Origin of the sequence: Nonomuraea gerenzanensis, from assembly GCF_020215645.1 — a bacterium.
GTDB classification, from domain to species: Bacteria; Actinomycetota; Actinomycetes; order Streptosporangiales; family Streptosporangiaceae; genus Nonomuraea; species Nonomuraea gerenzanensis.
Genome location: NZ_CP084058.1, coordinates 10,006,472 through 10,025,427 on the forward strand (window position 1 = coordinate 10,006,472; position 18,956 = coordinate 10,025,427).

An 18,956-nucleotide genomic window follows, 5' to 3' on the forward strand; every position below is an offset into this window, starting at 1 on the left:
CCGTGCCCTGTACCGACGGGTTGACACCTGCCGCGGCGGCCATTGCCGTCTAGGGCCAGCGCAGAGGTGACTCGGAGCTCACGTCCAGCCCGGCGACCCGATCCCTCCAGTACGCCCGGCCGTCACGGATGCGTCTCGCCAAGAACGGGTCCAGGCATGGAGTCTCAGCGATCGAGGCCAATCGCCGAACTGCCTCTTCGGGCGCGCCTGCTTCGCCGATCCAGTGCGCGAGGCGCGCCAGGATGCCGAGCCGGTAGACGTCCGACTCCCCCAAGCTGGATGCGGTCTTCCCCGCGAGTTCCTCGAGCATGGCGACTGCGGCCTCGGGATCACCCGCGCAGCCTGTCCATGAGGCGAGCCCTCTGGCTGTGACGACCTGATCCATGGTGAAGAGGCCCGGGTCGGCGAGACCGGCCAGATGGTCCATGACCTCTTGATACTCTCTGACCGCATCCGCGTGTCGGCCCAGGTGTCCCAGGGCGTCCGCGCGACCGCACCTGGCAGAGAGCGTTCTGATGTGTAGCGGGCCGTCCATCGCGGCGAATGCCTCGACGCTCTGGGACCACAGGGTAAGGGCCTCGCCATGGCGTCCGGCCTTCTTCAAGAGCCACGCGCACTGCTGCCTGAGTTGCAAGCTGACGGGATCGGTCGTTCCGCGGAGCGCGAATACCCTGTCGAGCAGTGCGGTGGCCGCTTCCGCGCCGGCGGGGGGATCATGGTCGGCCGTCATCGTGGCCACCGCTTCCTGGACGCGGATGGTTCGTTCGTCGTCCTCTCCCAGGGCGAGACTGAACTCCTCCGCCAACGCGGTACCGCGGCTGACCGCGGCTGCGGCGTCGCCCCGGTAGAAGATCCACCACACGGTGTCGGTCATGATGCGCACCGTCGTCTTGTGGCCGGCGCCCAGTGCATGCCTCGCCTGGCCGGCGAGCCGGTCCAACGCAGCACAGGCTCCGGCGGCATCACCGTTCTCGCCCCTCTGCCAGGCGATGATCCTGCGGGCTTCGAACCAGTCAGCCGACCCACGAGCGACACGTCGCATCACCGTCCTGGACAGTTCCGCCGCCGCCGCTTTCCCTTCGAGCTCTTCCAGCAGGTAAACGGCCGGTGCGAGCGCACTGATCTCCCCGGCGTCGAGCGCCATGTGATAGGCCTGCCTCGCGATGGCCTGCTTCTGCCAACTTTGCGCCGCCTCGCCCAACGCCACAGCCTCCTGAGGGCTCGCCACGCAGAGCAGCGCCCGCAACGCCGCCCCCGGAATCGGATCCTTCGGCACCGCATCGATCAGATAGTCGAACGCCAGGTGACACTCACCGCCGGCCTCCGGAAGCAGCAGGCTGCTGGTGGCGTGGAGCGGCGCGCCCGCCCAGGCGAAGGCGTTGTCGAGGCTCTCCGGCCGCAGCAGGAGCCCACCTCGCCTGTCCAGGTAAGCCTCATGCATCGCGACGAGAACGGCCGCCGGCACACCTCTGTGCACCCCCGCCCGCCGGGCATCCACAGCCGCCAGAACCAGCGCCGCCCCGCGCGGGTTCGCCCCGGGAGCCCAGGCGTCGTGCCACTGGCTCAGCAACTGCGGCCCGGCCGCGAGGAACTCCGCGACGCCGAACCTCCCGGCCTGCGCGACGGCCGTCGCCATCCGGGCGTCCGCCACGTGGTCACGGGCGCGGGCCAGCTCCTCCTGCGACCACAGCCGGTTCACGTCGACTCGCGTGGCCAGCCGGAGCACGTCCCTGCCCTGGCGGGCCGTATCGGCGGCGACCACGTCGCTCGCCGCCGAGAAGAACTTCCGGTATTCCTCTGACCGCATCGTGGCCACGATGTGGCGCGGCCTGCCTGGAGCCTCCAGCATGCGCTGCACGTCCTGCCCGGTCAGCCCGCCCTGGCCCAGGAAGCGCTCCAGGTCGTCGAGCCACAGCACGCTGCCGGAGGCCGCGACCACCGTGTCGACCGCCACCCGCGCGCCGGCGGGGCTCGTCGGCTGGACCAGCCGGCAGCGGGGCAGCACGCGGCGGACGACCTCGAGGGCGAGCCGGGACTTGCCCGCTGTCGACTCCCCGACCAGCAGGACGTATCGATCGCAGGTGAGTGCGTGCTCGACCCGTTCGTCCACGTCGCGCCGGACGTAGGCAGGGGGCGACCGCTTCCCGTCGGACGCGGGAGCTGCCGGGTGCACCCCGAAGGTCACCGGGTCGTCCAGGTGCCGGACGAGGGGGAGGCGGCCACGTCTGCCGGCCCGGAGCAGCTCCCGCCTGGTCCGTACGCCGTCGGCGCGCTGCTCGATCCTCTTGGTGCCCACGGCGGCCAGGACCCCGTTGGCCACCGCGACCGCCGCCACCACGGCACCGGTCACGCCCACCGGCACCTTCAGCACGGCCGCCAGGCCCGCGAGGGACACGGCGAGAATGACCAGAACCCAGCCGCCGGCCTGCCTGGAGGCATTCCTCATGCGGTCGCCGCCTCTCGACGCGGGCGCTCGCGTTGATTCTCCCCCACGCCACGGCCGTGGCAACGGAACCGTTCTGTCAGCAAGTCCTTCCCTGGCCCGCCGGAACGTGGCTCGCCCGCATCAGCCCGTGGCAGGCGATGGCCGCCGCCGCGACCACGTTCAGCGAGTCCACGCCTGCGGCCATCGCCGCCGCGCTCATCGGGATGCAGACCGCCTGGTCGGCCTCGGCCAGCCAGTGGGAGGAGAGCCCGTCGCCCTCCGCGCCCAGCAACAGGGCGACCCGGTCGGCCGTGGCCACCTCCTCGATGGGGACGGCGTCCTGGGCCGGGGTCAGGGCGAGGGTCTGGAAGCCCGCCTCGCGCAGCCTGGCCAGCCCCTGGAACCAGTCGTCCATCCGCGCGTACGGGATGGAGAAGACCGCCCCCATCGACACCTTCACCGCCCGCCGGTACAGCGGGTCGGCGCAGCGGGGTGACAGGATGATCGCGTCCACCCCCAGCGCGGCGGCGGACCGGAAGATCGCCCCCACGTTGCTGTGGTCGACCAGGTCCTCCAGGACGAGGAGGCGGCCGGCGGCGCCCTTCAGGAGGGAGTCCATGGCGGGCAGCGGCAGGCGCTCCATCGAGGCCAGCGCTCCCCTGTGCACCTGGAAGCCCGCGATGCCCGACATGATCTCGTCGCTGACGACGTAGACGGTCGCGTCGCCGAGGACGTCCTCCAGCGGGGCGAGCCAGCGGCGGGTGGTCAGGACCGAGCGGACGGGGTAGCCGGCGCCGATGGCCCGGCGGATGACCTTCTCGCCCTCGGCCAGGAAGAGGCCGCGCTCGGCTTCGAGGCTCTTGCGCAGCTCGACGTCCCTGAGCCGGGTGTAGTCGGACAGGCGGGGGTCGTCGGCGTCGGTGACGTACTCAAGCACCTTCCGATACTGCCATGCGCCGCCTGACCTGCCAGACCACGGCGTAGCAGAGCAGGACGGCGGCCAGGCCGATCACCGTGCCCGCGCCCGTCTTGGTGATCACGGCGGCGACGCCGAAGGCGGGGTTCGGCTCGTCGATGACGGGCCAGCAGAGGGCGCCCGCCAGGATGCCGGCGCCGGAGGCGGCCAGCGTGGTCCAGCGGGCGCGGGGTGTCAGGCGCAGCCGGTCCGGTACGGGCGCCGCGGGCATGCGGGACAGCCCGCGCCACCCCCACCACACCACCACGGCCAGGCCGATCGCGGAGGAGACGTACTGCAGGAGGCGGAAGAGCCTGATCACCCCGAAGACGGACACCGACAGCCACGCGCCCCACTCGACGGGGCCGGTGGAGTGGGTGAAGGAGTCCCACAGGACGTGGGTGGCGGCGCCGGCGACGGCCCCGGCCGCCATCGGCAGGAGGCGCAGCCGGTCGGGTACGAGGAGCGCGGCGCGGCCCGCCAGCCCGGGCGGGAGCAGGGCGATCAGGGGGTCGCGCAGGACGGCGTGGAAGATCGGCAGCAGGATCAGGACCGCGAGCGGGTCGATCGTCAGGACGCCGATCCAGGAGTGCGTGTCGGTGTAGTCGGGCATGAACGGCAGGAACACCGGCAGGTCGGGCACCATGGCGCCGAGCGCGAGCGCCCACGGGTCGAGGTACCTGCGCAGCCGCGCCGAGCCGATCATCGGCAGCACGGCAGCGACATGACTGGGCGTGAACGGCACCGGCGTCTCCCCCTCGTGAACAGGCCCCCGCTGATCATTATGCGACCGGAATTTGACCTTGCTTTGCCGGCGTCCTACCAGGTCACGGGCGGTAGTGGGTACGGTACGTATCGCTGTCGACGGCCGGATAAGCCGGGAGTTCGGGGGTTCATGGTGCCTGATCAGCGAATTCAGGAGCATCCGGCCGCGTCAGCCGAATGGTTGCGTGCCGCGCGCGCCGCTCGTTCGCTCTCCGTGGCGACGCTGGTCTGGCTGGGCGTGGAGAGCACGCTCGGCCTGGCCGCGGGGCTGGCGGCACACTCGGTGGCGCTCATCGGGTGGGGGCTGTCGGCGTTCGTGGAGGCGGCGGCCAGCCTGATCGTGGTGTGGCGGTTCACCGGGGCGCGCACGTTGTCGCCGAGCGCCGAGAGCACCGCCAGGAAGGCGGTGGCGGTGAGCTTCTGGCTGCTGGCGCCCTATCTCGTCATCCACGTCGCGCACGACCTGGACGCGGGCCTGCGGGCGGCGCCGAGCGTGCTGGGGATCGTGGTGACCACGGTCAGCCTGGTCAGCATGCCGGTGCTGGGCATCGCCAAGCGGCGGCTCGGGGCGCGGCTGGCGTCGGCGGCCACCTCGGGCGAGGGCACGCAGAACCTGATCTGCGCGGCCATGGCGGCGGGGGTGCTGGCCGGGCTGTGGCTCGCCACCGTGGGCTGGTGGTGGGTGGACCCGCTGGTGGCGGTGCTGCTCGCGGTCGTCGCCGTACGGGAGGGCAGGCGCGCCTGGCGCGGCCACACCTGCTGTCATTGACACGAGATCACGGTCACGCTCTCCAGCAGATATCACCACACTGGGTAATCGTCGCACCAAAAGGGCTGTTTTGCCACAGAGACCGCACCGAGTATCGTTCCCGAAGTATTGCGGAGCATCTCCCGCTAGGGTCTCCGGAAGGTCACGAGAACACCTAAGAGGACATCGTGGGGCGACACCGCACAGACGATCTCGACGGCGGATACAGGGCCAACGAACCACCAGCACCGCGCAGGCGAGCCAGACGCGGCCGGGGGCGAGTGCTCGTACCGCTGGCGGGAGCCGTCGCCCTGGCCGTGCTCCTCGGCGTCGCGGCTTTCGTGATCTTCAACCGGGATCACGACTGCTCCGGCGGCAAGCTGGCGCTGCGGGTCGTGGCCACGCCCGACATCCAGCCGGCGCTCAACAAGATCGCCGGTAACTACAACAAGGCGCTGCACTCGATCGACAGCAAGTGCGTCGAGGTGACGGTGGCCAAGGAGGCCGCGGCCAGGACGGCGAACGCGCTGGCGGCGGGCAAGGCCACGGCCGACTTCTGGGTGGCCGACTCCAGCCTGCTCATGGAGAGCATCCGCAGCACCGGCAACGGCGACGCGATCCCCCAGGTGGACGGGTCGATCGCGACCTCTCCCGTGGTGCTGGCGGCGGCGAAGTCGGCCGCCTCGAAGCTGTCCGGCACGTTGCAGCCGAGCTGGGTCTCCATGATCTCGGCGGCGAACGTGGCCAACGTGGACGGCCCCGGCAGGAAGGTCCGGGTGCTCGCCCTCGACCCGCAGAAGAACTCCGCGGGCCTGGCGGCCCTGCTCGCCGCGGCGGGCACGGCCAGGGCTGCCAAGCAGGACAAGGCGCTGGTGGGCGCGCTGAAGGAGCTGTCGGGCCAGCTCGCGTCCGACTCCACCGCGCTGCTGGCCAGCCTCACCGTCAAGTCGGGCAGCAGGGTGCCGGTGGGCGTCACCTCCGAGCAGGCCATCTACGCGCACAACACCAAGAAGCCCGAGTCGCCGGTGGTCGCCCTCTATCCCAAGGAGGGCACGCTCAGCCTCGACTACCCGGTCACGATCCTGACCAAGGACCCCGACACGCTGAAGGCGGCGGCGGACTTCAAGCAGGACCTGACCACCGAGTCCGCCAAGAAGATCCTGCGTGACGCCGGCTTCCGCGGCACCGACGGCAAGGCGGGCGACGCCCTGTCGGAGGACAAGGGCTTCACCGCCGAGACCCCGGCGGCGCTGGACCCGCCGGACGGCGCGACCGTGGCCCGCATGGTGCAGACCTGGACCCGGCTGAACCTCGGCACCCGCCTGCTCACCCTGCTCGACGTCTCGGGCACGATGGCGCTGCCCGTCCCCGGCACGAGCATGACCCGCATGCAGGCCATCAACCGGATCGCCACCGAGGGCCTGGCGCTCTTCCCCGCCGGCTCGGAGATGGGGCTGTGGTCGTTCTCCACCCACCTGGACGGCCAGGGCAAGGACTGGAAGGAGCTCGTCTCGGTCGGGCCGCTCAGCGAGACGATCGACGGGGCGACCCGCAAGGAGCAGCTCGTCAGGACGTTCGCGCAGCTCCAGGCCAAGTCCACCGGCGACACCGGGCTCAACGACACGATCAAGGCGGCCTACACGGAGCTGACCAGGACGTTCCAGGAGGACAAGGTCAACACCCTCCTGATCCTCACCGACGGCGCCGGCAACGACGACCCGGACGGCGGCGTGAAGAACGCCGAGCTCCTGCAGTTCCTGAAGAAGACCTACAACCCGAAGCGGCCGCTCACCATCCTGCTCATCGCGTTCGGCCCGGACGCCAAGAAGGGCAGGGCGCAGATGGAGGCCGTGGCCAAGGCCACGGGCGGCGAGGCGTACATCGCCGAGGACATCCTCCAGGTCCGCGACTTCTTCCTCCAGGGCATGGAACGCCGCCTGTGCATGCCGAACTGCGACGGCTGAGTCAGCAGACGGCCGAGTCAGCAGACGGCCGAGTCAGCAGACCCGCCATGCTCGTTGGGCATGGCGGGCGAACCTGGCCGATCGAGGCGGCGTCCTCTCCGCGTGGGGCTTGTCTGAGCGTCCTACCTGCGGGGAGGGAAATCCGTGCCTGGATGGCCGACCGTCGATCGCGCGGGCGATCAGGAGCTGGTCGAGGCTCTGCGCCGCGCGGAGAGCGCCGCTCCCGCCACGCTCTACGACTCCTACGCGGAACGCCTGCACGACTACGCCTTCACCCTGTCCGGCCGGTACGACGTGACGGCGGACTCCGTGCACGACGCGCTGGTCACCGCCCAGGGCTGCGTGGCCCGGCTCAGGGAGCCCGGCCGGCTGCGGGCCTGGCTCTACGCGCTCACCAGGTTCCAGGTACGCGCCAGGATGGCCCGCCGCTCCGGCACCCCGTCCGGCGGCATGCCCCTGCCCGAGCTGCCCGAGCCGGGCGAGCACGGCGACCGCGAGCTGACCGGCCTGGTCCACGAGGCGCTGGGTGAGCTGAGCAAGGCCCAGCGCGAGGTGCTGACGCTGTCGGTGCGCCACGGCCTGACCCCCTCGGAGGTCGGCGCGGTGCTCGGGCTGACCTCCCGGCAGTCGGCCGCCAGGCTCGGCCGGGCCCGCGACCATCTGGAGAACGCCGCCGCGGCCGTGGTGCTGGCCAGGACGGGCCGGGCGCACTGTCCCGACCTGTCGGCGATGCTGGACTCCTGGGAGGGCCCGCTCACCCCGCTGCTGCGCCGCCGCCTGTCGGGGCACATCAGCGGCTGCGAGGTGTGCACCGAGGGCAGGCACCGTCAGGTCTCGGCGGCGAAGCTGCTGGACATGACCCCGGTGGCCCATCCGCCGATCTCGCTGCGCCGCCGGGTGATCGACACGTGCGTCCGGCCCGAGCTGGACGAGACCCGCGTGCTGATCACCGATCGGGGTGACAGCTTCGACCGGGCGGGGTTCCCGGTGCCCGCCGATCGCGGCGCGCGCCGCCGCCGGCCGCGCAGGCTGGCGCCGCTCGTGCTGGCGGGCGCGTGCCTGCTGGCCGCGACGGGCGCGGTGGTGGTGATGAACGGCGTCGGCACCTCGGGGACGACCACGCTGCGGCCGATCCCCTCACCGGCGGCCCCGGCCGAGGAGAGCCCGGCCCCGGAGCCGGTGATCGAGGAGGACGAGCCGGAGGCGACGCCCACGCCCACGCCGACGCCGAGCGCGAGCCGTACCCCGTCCCCCCGGATCACGCCGCCGGCGGCGGCGCCGCGCAGGAGCAGCAGGCAGGCCGCCGCGCCCACGACCTCGCGGCGCAGGCCCGTGCCCGCCGCCAGGCTGCGGACCTCCTGCCCGCAGACGATCGTCGGGGTGGCCAGGATCGGGCTCGGCGCCCGCCACGCCGCAGTCTCCTGGGTGGCGACGGCCTCGCAGGGCCTGGACGTGCACCCGGCGAGCGGGTCGGTCAGGGCGGGCGCCTCCGTCACGGTGCTCGTCACGGTGGCCGAGCCGAACGCCGCCGGCAGCGGCCGCGTCACCTTCACCTCGAACGGCGGCACCGCGACGTGCTCGCTGTCCTGGCAGGGCGACGACGACCCCGAGCCGCCGACCGACGACCCGACGGCGACCGGCGAGCCGAGCGAGTCGCCGACCGCCGGAGTGGCCACCACGTCGCCCCGCGGTTCCGTGGAGCAGCCGAGTGCGGACTCATAGTAAGTCCACAGTTTTAACACGACAAATATGCATAAATCGGACCCTGACTCGTGAACCCTAGGCTACATAGGGCATTCTGGTGTGCTTGGGGACCGCGCCTGTGCATGACGATTACTTGACCGTGTGTCGAAGGTCACACGAGAAACTTCTGCGTGCCGGTAAACCAGAGCGCGGTGCCAAGCGTCGGCATTGACGTGTCATAGCGTGGATTGGTCCCATGAACTGCGATCAATCGCGCGCTACAACCAGCAAGAGCAGGAGAGAGACAGGAGATGCTCAAGCAGCACCGCAGAGCGCTGGCCTGGCTGGTCGCGCTCGCCTGCATAGCGGGAGCGGTCATCGCGCTGTTCGATATCGAGACACCGCTGCGCCCGTTCCTGATCTCCTTGTTCCTCTTGGTCGTGCCAGGAGCGGCAGTGGTGGGACTGTTGCGTGATCGTGACCCCCTCGCCGCCCTATCCGTAGGAGCCGCGGCGAGCCTCGTACTCAACGTGCTCCTCGCCGAGGCCATGCTGCTCTTCAACGCGTGGTCGCCCCGAGCCGGCGTCGCGACGGTGGCCGTGCTCGGCGGGTTCATGTACGTGCTTCGCGTGTTGTACCGGGGGAAGAGCATGCAGACCGAACAGGGGGCCAGGGCAAGGTGAACATCCAGGTAGTTCGGCCGGGAGAGCTCGGGGACTCCGAGCGGGCCCGATGGCGGGAGCTGCAGAAGGCCGACCGCAGTCTGGACAACCCGTTCCTGTCCGTCGAGTTCGCCGTGGCGATGGACCGCTTGCGCGACTACGTGAGGGTGGCGGTCATCTCCGACGGGGGCGGCGTCAAGGGGTTCTTCCCGTACGAGCGGCACAGCTTCGGCATCGGCAAGCCGCTCGGCGGGTTCCTGACCACGTGTCACGGTCTGATCGCGGTCCCGGACCTGGAGCTCGACGCCAAGGCGCTGCTGCGGGCCTGCAAGCTGAGCGTCTTCGACTTCGACCACCTGGTGGCGGGGCAGCCGACCTTCGCGGCGTACGAGGCCGACGTCAGGCCGGCGCCGGTCATGGACTTCACCTCGGGCTTCGAGGCCTGGGTCGAGCAGGTCAAGGCCAACTCCCCCAAGAACCTCAAGACCGTCCGCTACAAGGAACGCAAGATGGGGCGGGAGCAGGGCGAGCTGCGCCTGGAGTGGGCCTCGGCCGACCCCGAGGTGCTGCGCACCCTGCTCGCCTGGAAGTCCGACCAGTACCAGAGGACTGGCCGGGTGGACAGGTTCGCACAACCGTGGATCGTCGAATTGACGGACATGATGCATGCCGAGAACTCATCGGACTTCGCGGGTGTCCTGACCATGCTTTATGCCGGTGACGTACCGGTAGCAGGGCATTTCGGCCTTCGTACGGCGACCACGCTTGTAGGGTGGTTCCCCGCCTACGACACCGAGTACGCCCGCTACTCGCCGGGCATCGTCCACCACCTCCAGATGGCCGAGGCCGCCGCGAACGCGGGTCTGCACATGGTCGACATGGGCAAGGGCGGCAAGGAGTACAAGGACTGGCTCAAGAGCGGGGTCCTGTACGTCGCCGAAGGCCGCGTCTCGCGTCCGTCCGCCTCGGCGGCCGTTCACTGGATGGGCCGAACTCCTTTCAACAAGGCCCGAACAATTGTCATGGACCGACCGTCTCTCTATAAGGCGGCCGATCGTGTCCTGAAGGGCTTCGGTCGGGTGCGCACCTCGATGCAACGTCAGGAGCCATCCAACGCAGTAACTCAGGAACCCACGGGAGCGCGCTGAGCGACCCCGGCAACACCCCCCGGCACCAGCACCAACACCCTCACACTCCACACAGGACCCTGCAATGCACCGTTCGCCGGCTTCGCCGTTCCCGCAGCACCCGGGGGTGGTTCCGTCCGGCCCGCAACGCGGGGTCCCGGAAGGATTTCCCTCGCCATGAGTCCCGAGATAACCAAGCACAACGGCAAGGTTCACTCCTCGCCCCTCCGGTCGATGCCGCCGCCTTCGAGCTTCACGCCGGTCACCCCGCACCTGGCCATCTCCCCGACGGTCAGCGTGGTCGTGCCGGCGATGAACGAGGCGGAGAACCTGCCGCACGTCTTTGCCACCATCCCGCAGTGGGTTGATGAGATCGTGCTCGTCGACGGCAACTCCGTCGATGACACGGTGGCCGTGGCCAAGCGGCTGCGGCCGAACGTCAAAGTGGTGACGCAGACGGGCAAGGGCAAGGGTGACGCCCTGTCCGCCGGTTTCGCCGCTTGCACCAGCGACATCATCGTGATGATCGACGCCGACGGCTCGACCGACGGCCGCGAGATCATCAACTTCGTGGGCGCGCTGGTGACCGGTGCCGACTTCGTCAAGGGTTCGCGCTACGCCGCCGGGGGCGGCAGTGACGACCTGACGCTGAACCGGCGTCTTGGCAACAAGGTGCTGACCGGCATCGTGAACGTGATGTACCGCACCCAGTACACCGACCTCTGCTACGGCTACAACGCCTTCTGGGCGCGCCACCTTGATGTGCTCGACCTCGACTGCGACGGCTTCGAGGTGGAGACGCTGATGAACGTGCGCGCGGCCAAGGCCGGGCTGAAGGTGCACGAGGTGCCCAGCCACGAGCGCAACCGCATCCACGGCGAAAGCAACCTGCACGTCGTACGAGATGGCTTCCGCGTGCTCAAGACCATCCTGAAGGAGTGGCGTCGCCAGCCCACCCCCTCTCAGCCTGAGCCCGCCGCCACTCCCGCCGCTGACCGAGGCGTCGCATAAAAAAGGGATCGTTGTGAACACGTCTGTTGTCATCTGCGTCTACACCGAGGAGCGGTGGGAGGACATCAGGCAGGCAGTCGAGTCGGTCGAGAACCAGACGCGCCCGGCACACGAGCTGATCCTGGTGGTCGACCACAACCCCGACCTGCACCTCAAGCTCAAGCACGAGTACCCGCAGGCCATCGTGGTGGAGAACACGCACGAGCAGGGGTTGTCCGGTGGCAAGAACACCGGGGTGGCCACGGCCAACGGTGAGATCGTCGCCTTTCTCGACGACGACGCGGTCGCCGATCCCGGCTGGCTGGAGGCTTTGGAGGAGGGCTTCCAGGAAACCGGTGTCGTCGGCGTGGGCGGCCGTACCGACCCCATCTGGGCGTCGGGGCGGCGGCCCGGCTGGTTCCCGTACGAGTTCGACTGGACGGTCGGCTGCACCTACCGCGGCATGCCCGCGGTCAGGGCGCCGATCCGCAACGTCATGGGCGGCAACGCCGCCTTCCTGCGTGAGGCCGTCTCCGAGGTGGGCGGCTTCCACAGCGGCATCGGCCGCAGCGTGCAGGGACGCAAGTCGCGCCCGCTCGGGTGCGAGGAGACCGAGTTCTGCATCAGGCTGAGCCAGCGCAAGCCGGGCTCGGTGATGCTGTTCGAGCCGCGCGCGGTGATCGGGCACAAGGTGTCCAGGCAGCGCGAGCGGTTCGCCTACTTCAGGTCCAGGTGCTACGCGGAGGGGCTGTCGAAGGCCCTGGTGACGCGGGAGGTCGGCACCCAGGACGGGCTGTCCAGCGAGCGCGCGCACGCGATGAAGACGCTGCCGCTCGGTGCGCTGCGCGGGGTCGGTGAGGCCCTGCGCGGCGACGTGGGCGGGCTCGGCAGGGCGGCCGCGATCGTCGTCGGGCTGGCCTGGACGACCTGGGGATACGTCGTGGGTTCCGTACGGCTGAAGGTGGCACGGTCATGATCCGCGTACCGATCCTGATGTACCACTCGGTCACCGACTCGCCCAACGACGAGACCAAGCCGCACGCGGTTCGCCCCTCCGACCTGGAGGAGCAGCTCGCCTACCTGGCCGAGAGCGGCTTCACGCCGCTCACGCTGGGTGACCTGGTGGCCAGGTTCAACAAGAACAACGGGTTGTCGCTGCCGGACAAGCCGATCGTCGTGACGTTCGACGACGGCTACGCCGACTTCCACAGCCGGGCGCTGCCGCTGCTGGAACGCCACAACTTCCCCGCCACGGTCTTCCTGACCAGCGGCTGGGTGTCCGACGCCGGCAAGGACGCCGCGGGCCGGCCCCTCGACGACATGCTGTCGTGGGGGCAGGCCCGCGAGGCCGCCCAGACCGGCGTCGAGATCGGCGGCCACAGCCACAGCCACCCCCAGCTCGACCAGCTCCGCACCGAGGACCTGCGGCAGGAGCTGCGCAGGAACAAGGGCCTGCTGGAGGAGAAGATCGGCATGCCGGTCGCCACCATGGCCTACCCGTACGGGTACTCCAGCGCCCGGGTCCGCCGAGAAGTGCGCAAGGCCGGATACTTCGCCGCTTGCGCCGTGAGTAACACGATCGCCGCCGATCGTCATGACATGCTCGCCATCCCCCGGTTGACGGTCGGCAAGAGCACGACCATCAACATGTTCAAGCGCGCCGTAGAAGGCAATGCCGTACCTCTCATCTACATGCGCGAGCGCATCCTCACCAAGGGGTATGCGGTCGTCCGCAGGACGAGGTACGGATTGCAGCGGGTGCGCGGAAATGTCTAGCCTCTGGGGAAAGCTCCTTCGCGACCTGCGTAACCCGCTGTTCCTGCAGGGCTACGCGCTGATGGCCAACACCGTGGTCACGGGCGTGCTCGGCATGGGCTACTGGCTGCTGGCCGCGCACTTCTACTCGGCCGAGGAGTTCGGCCGCGGGCAGGCCGTGATCACCGCGATGCGGCTGTTCGCGTCGCTGATCGCGCTCGGCTTCGTGGGCGCGCTGGCCCGGTTCCTGCCGGTGGCGGGCCGACGCACGCCCGAGCTGATCCTGCGCGGGTACGGCCTGGCCGCCGCCACGGGCGGGGTCGCGGCCGTGGGGTTCCTGCTGACGCTGCCGCTGTGGGGGCAGACGTACTCGGTGCTGGCCGGGTTCGGGCCTGGCCTGTTCTTCCTGGCGTCCGTGGTGGTGTGGGCGGTGTTCACGCTCCAGGACGTGGTGCTGACCGGCCTGCGCAAGGCCACGTTCGTGCCGCTGAACAACCTGATCTTCGGCCTGGTCAAGATGGGGCTCCTGGTCGCCATGGCCGGGGCGCTGCCGTCCGGCGGGATCTTCGTCTCGTGGGTGATTCCGACCGCGCTGGCCCTCATCCCGGTCAACTGGCTGATCTTCGGCGTCGTCGTGCCCCGGCACATCAAGCAGGCCGCCCCCGGGCAGGAGCCGCCCCGGCTGCGCGAGATCGGCCGGTTCCTGGCGGGCGACTTCCCCGGGACGCTGTCGATCCTGGCGATCGTCTACCTGGTGCCCGTGGTGATCGCCACGCAGGTGGGCGAGGCCACGTTCGGGCGCTTCTCGATGGCGCACACCCTGGCGAGCATGATCGAGCTGCTGGCCATGAACATGGCGGTCTCGCTCACCGTCGAGGGCTCCTTCGACCGCAACGCGCTGGCGGCGAACTGCCGCCGGGCTCTGCGGAGAGCCTTCATGATCGTCACCCCGATCATCGCGGTGGCGATCCTCGGGGCGCCGCTGATCCTGCGCATCTTCGGCTCGGAGTTCGCCGAGGAGGGCACGACGCTGCTGCGGCTGATGGCGCTGGCGGTGCTGCCCCGGGTGCTGATCGAGGTGTACCTGAGCGCGCTGCGGGCGCGGAGCAGGGCGCGGACGCTGGCGATCGTCCAGATCGGGCTGGCGGTGCTCGTGCTGGTGTCCACGGTGGCACTGTTCCCTCACTTCGGGGTGAACGCCGTGGGGTACGGATTGCTCTTCAGCGAGGTACTTGTCGCACTTTTGATCTTCGGAAATCTACGTAAAATTCTCAAATTCGACGAAAGCGGTAGACCGACTGTCACCCAGGGGTCGTCCGGGGCTTCATGATGGTCAACGTGAGGCAACGGGACGGCGATGGCATGCAATCGGGGGTCACCGGCTCCTCGGACGTGCGTGGGGACAAGGAGGAGTCTGAGGTGCCCTTCGATCCGGAAGCTACGGGAGTCATCCCCAAGCTGACGTTCCCGCCCCCGGGCGAGGAGTCCGGCTCGGCCGAGGACTCCCCGAAGGGCTCCGGCGGCGAGGGAAAGGCCGTGCCGGACGCGGAAGCGACGACGGCCGTCCGGCTGCCCGGGCCCGTGCACATCGGGCAGCCGCCCACGGCCGAGGAGGCTGCTGATCTGTCGGCGGCCGGGACGGTGTCCATGCCTGTGCAGCCCGCTTCGGGCGCGCAGCCGTCCTCAGGTGCGCAGCCTGCGAGCGGGCCGCGGCCCGTCAGCGGGCGTCAGCCTGCCGACGGGCCGCAGCCGGTCGGCGGGCAGGGCACTGCCGGCGGTAAGGCGGGGACGGGCGGTGCGACGCCGAGTGCCGCATCCGCCAAGCCTGGTGCGCCTGCCCAGCCAGGTGCCGTGCCCGCGAAGCCGGAGCCCGGTCCCACGGGCGCGAAACCGGAGCCAGGTGCCACGGGCGCGAAGCCGGAGCCCGGTGCCACGGGCGCGAGGCCGGCCGCGGGTGGCCAGCCCGGTAGTGGCCCGCAGCCCGCCGCAGGGCGCCCGGCCTCCGCCGCGCCTGCCAAGGGCACGCCTGCGCAGGCCAGCGCCGGGACGCAGCCCATGAGCACGCATCCCACTGGAGCACCCGCCACCGGCACGCCCGCTTCCGGCACGCCCACCACCGGCGCGCCCACCGTCGGCGCGCCTGGTGCCGGAGGGCCCGGTGCCGGGGCGCGGCCGGTGGCAGGCTCGAAGGGGCTGGCGAATCTCGTGCAGCCGCCTTCGCCCGCCTCCCCCGCGCCGGGCATGCCGCCGCAGGGCCCGTCCGGCCCGCAGGCCGCGCCCGAGCAGCCCCAGCAGGCCGCCTTCCATCAGGCCGCACCTCAGCAGGCACAACAGCAGGCGCCCCAGCAAGCACCGCAGCAGGCGCCGTCCCAGCAGGCGCCGTCCCAGCAGGCACCGCAGCAAGCGCCCCAGCAGGCGCAGCCCGGCCCGGTGCCGCAGCGGGCCCCCGCCAAGCCGCGTACCGGCCGGATCGCCTCGCTGGTGGCCAGCGCCCCCACGTGGCTCCCCGCGCTGCTCGTGGTCGAGGGCCTGATCATGTACGTCCTCGCCCTCAAGGTCCCCCCGGGCCCGCTGCGCGGCGTGAACCCGGCCGACATCGACGGCCTGGGCCTGATCTCGGCGCTGCCGACCACGGCGTTCATCGCCATCCTGATCATGATCGTGTCGTTCTTCATCACGGTCACCCAGAGCACCGACCGCAAGTTCCTGCTGCTGTTCCAGATCGCCGCCATCACGTTCGCGCTGCACGGCGCCGGCGCGCTGGTGGCGGAGGAGCCGCGGTTCCCCACGGCGTACATCCACGCGGGGTTCGTGGAGTTCATCGGCAGGACCGGCGAGACGGCGATCAACATCGACGCCCGCATGGGCTGGCCGGGCTTCTTCGCGTTGTTCGCGTTCGTGACGAAGGCCGCCGGGATCACCGACCTGACGCCGATCCTGCAGTGGACGCCGCTGCTGTCGAACCTGCTCTACCTGCTCCCGTTCGTGCTGATCCTGCGCCAGGTGGTGGCGACCACGCGGGCGCGCTGGTTCGCGGCGCTGCTGTTCGTGCTGGTGCAGTGGATCGGGCAGGACTACTTCTCGCCGCAGGGCTTCACGTTCGCGCTGTATCTGGCGTTCGTGGCGATCCTGCTGAGATGGTTCGGACGGGTGGAGCCGCGCACGAAGCCGATCCCGCCCAAGGGGCTGCGCAAGCTGATCGGCAAGCTGGACGCGATGACGCCGGGCGAGCTGGCCAACACCGGCACGTTCAGGGCCGACAAGCTGCTCATGCTGATGATGATGGTGGCGCTGTTCGTGGCGTCGGTGGCCTCGCACCAGATCACGCCGTTCATGATGCTCGGCGTGGTGACGGCGTTCCTGATCTTCAAGCGGACCACGCTCACCTGGGCGCTGCCGTTCTTCCTCGGCCTGATCGTGCTGGCCTGGATCAGCTACATGACGGTCGGCTTCTGGGCCAGCCAGATCGACACGATCTTCGGCGGTCTGGGCAACATCCTGCAGAACCTGCAGAGCAACACCGGCGACCGCATCGAGGGCGCCGATCCCGCGCACGCGATGGTGCTGCAGGCCCGCCTGGGCATCCTCGCGGTGATCCTGGCCTGCGCGGCGGTGGGCATCTTCCGGCGGTTGCGCCGCGGGGTGTTCGACCGCTCGGCGCTGATCCTGCTGTGCGTGCCGGTGCTGGCGCTGGGGCTGCAGAGCTACGGCGGCGAGATCGGGCTGCGGATCTACATGTTCGCGCTGCCCGGCGCCTGCCTGCTGGCCGCGTACGCGTTCTTCCCGAACCTGCCGTCCGACAGCGCGGACGTGCGCGAGGAGACCGTGCCGCTGCGCAAGCGGAACGTGCGCTTCAACCCCGAGCTGACCAAGCGGATCTCGATCGTGCTGGCGGCGTGCTTCGCGGTCATGTTCGCGTTCGCGTTCCTGCTGGCCAGGTACGGCAACGAGAAGTTCGAGCGGGTCACCACCGGCGAGGTCGCCGCCCTGCACTACATCTACGACCACGACAAGCCCAGCGCCCGGGTGCTCTACCTGGTGCCCAAGCTGGGGCCGGAGGTCACGCCGACGCTGCCGTGGGGCGAGCGGGACGTGGAGAAGGTCAGCTTCAACCTCCAGGCGCTGGTGCACAAGGATCCGGCGAAGGTCACCGACGCCGTGCAGGCGCTGAAGGAGGCGTCGCGGAACTCGTACCTGATGGTGAGCCGCGGCCAGGTCAGCTACCTGCAGCTGAACGAGGGCTATCCGGCCGACTGGGGCGAGAGGTTCCGGGCGGCGCTGGACAAGTCGCCCGACCTGAAGCGGGTCTTCTCCAACGACGACGCGGCGCTCTACACCTGGAAGACGTTCGTCCGGGGCACCGAGATCCCCGAACCGAACCCCTACAAGGGCCGCGGTGACCCCACCTCGCCGTGGACGCCGGTGGGCATCGGCGCGCTCGGTGTGACGTGGGTCGCGCTCTTCGGGTACGAGATCATCCGGCTGAACGGCCCGAACCGGGCGCCGAAGGCCCGCAGACGCCTGTTGTTCCTGGCCATCCCGGCCTTCGCGGTGGCGCTGGCAGTGATCATCGAGCGATTCATCTATATCGCGCAAAATAACTGAATTCACAGGAAACACTCAGCTTGTGCGGGATGATGTCCTCCGATGAGGGCACAGGAGACACATCCCGCCAGGCCGGACGTACGCCTCGCCGCAGCGAGGATCGCCTCCGTGGACGCCTTACGGGGTTTCTCGCTGCTGGGCATCCTCGTCGTGAACATCGCCTTCCTGGCCTCCGGCTACCGGATGGCCGGGCTGGCGGAGCCAGCGTTCGACTCGTCCCTCGACTGGGGCGTGCGGTGGTTCGTGACGCTGTTCCTGGAGAACAAGTTCTACCTGCTGTTCTCGTTCCTGTTCGGCTACAGCTTCACGCTGCAGGTGGACTCGGCCACGCGGCAGGGGCGGCCGTTCGTGCCGATGTTCCTGCGGCGGCTGGCGGGGCTGTTGCTGCTCGGGCTGGCGCACGCGGTGCTGCTGTTCCCCGGCGACATCCTGACCACGTACGCGGCCGTCGGGCTGGCCCTGCTGATCTTCCGCCGGGTCCGGCCGAGGACGGCGGTCGCGCTGGCCGTCGTGCTGACGCTGCTGCTGGCGCTGGCGTTCGTGCTGCTGGCGCTGCTGGCGACCGCGGGCCTGGACCTGTCGGGCCGGGTCGCCGACGGCCAGGCGCAGGCCGCCGCCTCGAACTCGGCGCTCGGCGGGATGTTCTGGCAGATCGTCTCCGAGCACCTCAGGAAGCTGTCGCTGATCATCGTCGCGCGGGTCTTCTTCCAGGGCCCCGCGGTGCTGGCGGCGTGCCTGATCGGGCTGGCGGTGGGCAAGCTGGGCGTGCTGCGCGACCTGCCGGCCCACACGGCGACGCTGCGCCGGCTGCAGTGGATCGGGTTCACGGTCGGGCTGGGCGGCGCGCTCTTCTACACGGTGGCGGCCTGGGCCGGGTCGGTGCACAAGTTCTGGGGCGAGGCGGTCGACCTGGTGACGGCGCCGCTGCTGGCGGCGGCGTACGCGGCCACGTTCCTGCGGGTGCTGCCGCACGTGCCGCGGCTGGCCCGGGCGCTGGCGGCGCCCGGCAGGATGGCGCTGTCCAACTACCTGGCGCAGTCGCTGATCTGCTCGCTCATCTTCACCGGGTACGGCCTGGCGCTCGTCGATCGGGTCAGCCCGCCGCTGGAGGTGCTGATCGCGATCGGCATCTTCGCCTTCCAGGTCGCCTACAGCCGCTGGTGGCTCAAGGGGCACCGGTACGGGCCGGTGGAGTGGCTGCTGCGGTTCATGACGTACTGGCGAAGGCCCTCCGTGAGACGGTGAAAACCCACGTGAGGCGGGCGGCGCGGCTCGGA

At 70.2% G+C, this 18,956-nt stretch carries 14 protein-coding genes; 11 read left to right on the forward strand and 3 right to left on the reverse strand.

The window, feature by feature from the left end:
• Positions 1 to 49: 49 nt before the first annotated feature.
• From LCN96_RS46510 to LCN96_RS46520, 3 genes are all read right to left on the reverse strand, one after another.
• Positions 50 to 2,446, reverse strand: coding sequence for a tetratricopeptide repeat protein (locus LCN96_RS46510; RefSeq protein ID WP_225268800.1), 2,397 nt, complete (start codon positions 2,444 to 2,446; stop codon positions 50 to 52).
• A gap of 76 nt (positions 2,447 to 2,522) precedes the next feature.
• On the reverse strand, positions 2,523 to 3,362 hold the full coding sequence (locus tag LCN96_RS46515; protein ID WP_225268801.1) for a TrmH family RNA methyltransferase: 840 nt from the start codon (positions 3,360 to 3,362) through the stop codon (positions 2,523 to 2,525).
• Positions 3,355 to 4,125 carry a DUF4184 family protein gene (locus LCN96_RS46520; protein ID WP_225268802.1) on the reverse strand — a complete coding sequence of 257 codons (771 nt, stop codon included), beginning with the start codon at positions 4,123 to 4,125 and terminating at the stop codon, positions 3,355 to 3,357. Before LCN96_RS46520 ends, LCN96_RS46515 begins: the two co-directional genes overlap by 8 nt.
• Before the next feature lie 234 nt (positions 4,126 to 4,359).
• Here LCN96_RS46520 and LCN96_RS46525 point away from each other — a divergent pair, with 234 nt between their 5' ends.
• The 11 genes from LCN96_RS46525 (at position 4,360) to LCN96_RS46575 (ending at position 18,924) form a co-directional block, all read left to right on the forward strand.
• The gene (locus LCN96_RS46525; RefSeq protein ID WP_225268803.1) at positions 4,360 to 4,914 is read left to right on the forward strand and encodes a cation diffusion facilitator family transporter; all 555 of its coding nucleotides are present in this window, start codon (positions 4,360 to 4,362) and stop codon (positions 4,912 to 4,914) included.
• A gap of 260 nt (positions 4,915 to 5,174) precedes the next feature.
• Complete coding sequence (locus tag LCN96_RS46530; protein ID WP_225268804.1) at positions 5,175 to 6,857, forward strand: substrate-binding domain-containing protein; 1,683 nt, start codon at positions 5,175 to 5,177, stop codon at positions 6,855 to 6,857.
• Positions 6,858 to 7,001: 144 nt separating this feature from the next.
• A complete protein-coding gene (locus LCN96_RS46535) occupies positions 7,002 to 8,579 on the forward strand; it encodes an RNA polymerase sigma factor (RefSeq protein WP_225268805.1) in 1,578 nt (525 codons plus the stop codon).
• A 272-nt stretch (positions 8,580 to 8,851) separates the two neighbouring features.
• Positions 8,852 to 9,223 (forward strand): hypothetical protein, encoded by a 372-nt coding sequence (locus tag LCN96_RS46540; RefSeq protein ID WP_080045753.1) that lies wholly within the window; start codon positions 8,852 to 8,854, stop codon positions 9,221 to 9,223.
• Positions 9,220 to 10,350 (forward strand): GNAT family N-acetyltransferase, encoded by a 1,131-nt coding sequence (locus tag LCN96_RS46545; protein ID WP_225268806.1) that lies wholly within the window; start codon positions 9,220 to 9,222, stop codon positions 10,348 to 10,350. Before LCN96_RS46540 ends, LCN96_RS46545 begins: the two co-directional genes overlap by 4 nt.
• A gap of 213 nt (positions 10,351 to 10,563) precedes the next feature.
• Positions 10,564 to 11,340, forward strand: coding sequence for a glycosyltransferase family 2 protein (locus tag LCN96_RS46550; RefSeq protein ID WP_225276209.1), 777 nt, complete (start codon positions 10,564 to 10,566; stop codon positions 11,338 to 11,340).
• A gap of 13 nt (positions 11,341 to 11,353) precedes the next feature.
• Complete coding sequence (locus LCN96_RS46555; protein ID WP_225268807.1) at positions 11,354 to 12,295, forward strand: glycosyltransferase family 2 protein; 942 nt, start codon at positions 11,354 to 11,356, stop codon at positions 12,293 to 12,295.
• Positions 12,292 to 13,095: a polysaccharide deacetylase family protein gene (locus tag LCN96_RS46560; RefSeq protein WP_225268808.1), complete on the forward strand. Its 804-nt coding sequence runs from the start codon at positions 12,292 to 12,294 to the stop codon at positions 13,093 to 13,095. The genes LCN96_RS46555 and LCN96_RS46560 overlap by 4 nt, the downstream gene beginning before the upstream one ends.
• Entirely contained in the window at positions 13,088 to 14,404 is a 1,317-nt protein-coding gene (locus LCN96_RS46565; RefSeq protein ID WP_225268809.1) for a lipopolysaccharide biosynthesis protein, read from the forward strand. Before LCN96_RS46560 ends, LCN96_RS46565 begins: the two co-directional genes overlap by 8 nt.
• A 725-nt stretch (positions 14,405 to 15,129) precedes the next feature.
• Positions 15,130 to 17,679 (forward strand): hypothetical protein, encoded by a 2,550-nt coding sequence (locus LCN96_RS46570; RefSeq protein ID WP_225268810.1) that lies wholly within the window; start codon positions 15,130 to 15,132, stop codon positions 17,677 to 17,679.
• 42 nt (positions 17,680 to 17,721) lie between these two features.
• Positions 17,722 to 18,924 carry a DUF418 domain-containing protein gene (locus LCN96_RS46575; RefSeq protein ID WP_225268811.1) on the forward strand — a complete coding sequence of 401 codons (1,203 nt, stop codon included), beginning with the start codon at positions 17,722 to 17,724 and terminating at the stop codon, positions 18,922 to 18,924.
• Positions 18,925 to 18,956 lie beyond the last annotated feature (32 nt).

Excerpts from the sequence above, each read along its gene's own strand:
- LCN96_RS46575 (WP_225268811.1), top strand. The coding sequence starts at position 17,722 with ATGAGGGCACAGGAGACACATCCCGCCAGGCCGGACGTACGCCTCGCC.
- LCN96_RS46565 (WP_225268809.1), top strand. The coding sequence starts at position 13,088 with ATGTCTAGCCTCTGGGGAAAGCTCCTTCGCGACCTGCGTAACCCGCTG.
- LCN96_RS46560 (WP_225268808.1), top strand. The coding sequence starts at position 12,292 with ATGATCCGCGTACCGATCCTGATGTACCACTCGGTCACCGACTCGCCC.
- LCN96_RS46550 (WP_225276209.1), top strand. The coding sequence starts at position 10,564 with ATGCCGCCGCCTTCGAGCTTCACGCCGGTCACCCCGCACCTGGCCATC.
- LCN96_RS46510 (WP_225268800.1), bottom strand. The coding sequence starts at position 2,446 with ATGAGGAATGCCTCCAGGCAGGCCGGCGGCTGGGTTCTGGTCATTCTC.
- LCN96_RS46570 (WP_225268810.1), top strand. The coding sequence starts at position 15,130 with ATGAGCACGCATCCCACTGGAGCACCCGCCACCGGCACGCCCGCTTCC.
- LCN96_RS46540 (WP_080045753.1), top strand. The coding sequence starts at position 8,852 with ATGCTCAAGCAGCACCGCAGAGCGCTGGCCTGGCTGGTCGCGCTCGCC.